General features: G+C 37.7%; 3 protein-coding genes. All 3 read right to left on the reverse strand.

Going from position 1 to position 1,356, the window contains the following annotated elements:
* Positions 1 to 79: 79 nt before the first annotated feature.
* The 3 genes from BMW37_RS14855 to BMW37_RS16110 all read right to left on the reverse strand — a co-directional run bounded on the left by BMW37_RS14855 (position 80) and on the right by BMW37_RS16110 (position 1,123).
* Entirely contained in the window at positions 80 to 559 is a 480-nt protein-coding gene (locus BMW37_RS14855) for a hypothetical protein (RefSeq protein WP_093322790.1), read from the reverse strand.
* A gap of 101 nt (positions 560 to 660) precedes the next feature.
* On the reverse strand, positions 661 to 759 hold the full coding sequence (locus tag BMW37_RS16105) for a VENN motif pre-toxin domain-containing protein (RefSeq protein ID WP_425441808.1): 99 nt from the start codon (positions 757 to 759) through the stop codon (positions 661 to 663).
* The gene (locus BMW37_RS16110; protein WP_093322793.1) at positions 731 to 1,123 is read right to left on the reverse strand and encodes a VENN motif pre-toxin domain-containing protein; all 393 of its coding nucleotides are present in this window, start codon (positions 1,121 to 1,123) and stop codon (positions 731 to 733) included. Before BMW37_RS16110 ends, BMW37_RS16105 begins: the two co-directional genes overlap by 29 nt.
* Positions 1,124 to 1,356: the final 233 nt, after the last annotated feature.

A 1,356-nucleotide genomic window follows, 5' to 3' on the forward strand; every position in this document is an offset into this window, starting at 1 on the left:
CTAAACGAAAAGAAGTCTATAGGGTCGCTAAATTAACCTTTCCAGAGCGTTGGAATACTCGAGATACAAGAGACTGGGATTATGAAGATGAAATAATATTTAACCCAGTCAAAGAAAATGATGGAAATAACAGTAAAAAAATCGGACAGGTCGCTTGACATTTATCGCTTCGGCCTATTGAACCTAATCCTAATGGTACTTTTTTTAGATGTTGTAAATATGCCTCAGCAGCTTTGACTCCCCAAACCATCCCGATGATTTGTTGCATTTCCATTGTCACTCTTGCAAAAGGATGCATGCTGTTCAAAGCTTCTTGAAATTTTCTTTCTTGGTCTATTCTATGAAGAATATAAGCTTCAGCTTCTTCGGGGGTATACTTATTAACTGTTACTAAATGAATAAATTCTGGAGTGTACCCTTCAAGTAGTCCATTAAATTGTTCCCTCTGCTCAGGATTAAAATCAAGTAAATCGTAAGGGGTATGATGTTCTGCTAAGCCAGCATAAGAATATTTAGCTTGATAAACTAATTTTATTTGTTCAATGCACTGAGGTGTCATTCATGTACTACAAATCTCATTGACTTCTTCATCTCTCAGTGCATCAAGTAGCAATAAGCGTTGTCTTTCTTTTATTTCTTCATCCGTTGCTGTACCGTTTTTTATCTTACGATCAATATCTTTAGTTTTAACAATTCCTGTGCATTTAGGTAATTATTTTCCACTGCATTCTTACCAATAATAGCCCCCCCGCGTAACATCGCTAGTGCTGTGACCTGTTAATCCGCCTGCAACGGCAGCTGCTATTTGGGAAAGTGCTGAAATGTTTTGACGCTCATCTTCGGTTAAATCAGCAAAATATTTATCACCGTAGAGTTCATTCTTGATAAGATTGTCTGCTGCTTCTGCACTGAGGGCACCTAATCCTCCAGCAAGAGCACTGTTGTCGTTGGCTGCACTGAGTAGTGCACCTAAAATAGCGTGTGCGGCCAGATTGGCTTGAGTGTTGACACTGCCGTCTGGATTGGTGGTCGCCCTCTTAATGGCTTCTGCAAGGTAAGGTGCTGAGCCATTGGCAAGGGCTTGGGTAATATCTCCACCGAGCGCCCCTTTTAATGCACCAATTAATGCTTTTGTTGTTGATTAATAATCGTATTCGAATTAATGTCTAGTGCTTGAGCAGAATGAATGTCCCCCATATAAATAAAAACATTGCATAATCTATGCATAATAAATAGACACCAAAACATCCACCCTGATGAGAAATAAGAATAAAAAAACTGACACTTTATTATATATAAGTAATTAATTGAATGTTATTGTAAAGTAAAAAGTAAAAAGTAAAAAGTAAAAAGTAA

The sequence above is a fragment of the Thorsellia anophelis DSM 18579 genome, from assembly GCF_900111395.1.
GTDB lineage: Bacteria > Pseudomonadota > Gammaproteobacteria > Enterobacterales > Thorselliaceae > Thorsellia > Thorsellia anophelis.

Excerpts from the sequence above, each read along its gene's own strand:
- BMW37_RS14855 (WP_093322790.1), bottom strand. The coding sequence starts at position 559 with ATGACACCTCAGTGCATTGAACAAATAAAATTAGTTTATCAAGCTAAA.
- BMW37_RS16105 (WP_425441808.1), bottom strand. The coding sequence starts at position 759 with ATGTTACGCGGGGGGGCTATTATTGGTAAGAATGCAGTGGAAAATAAT.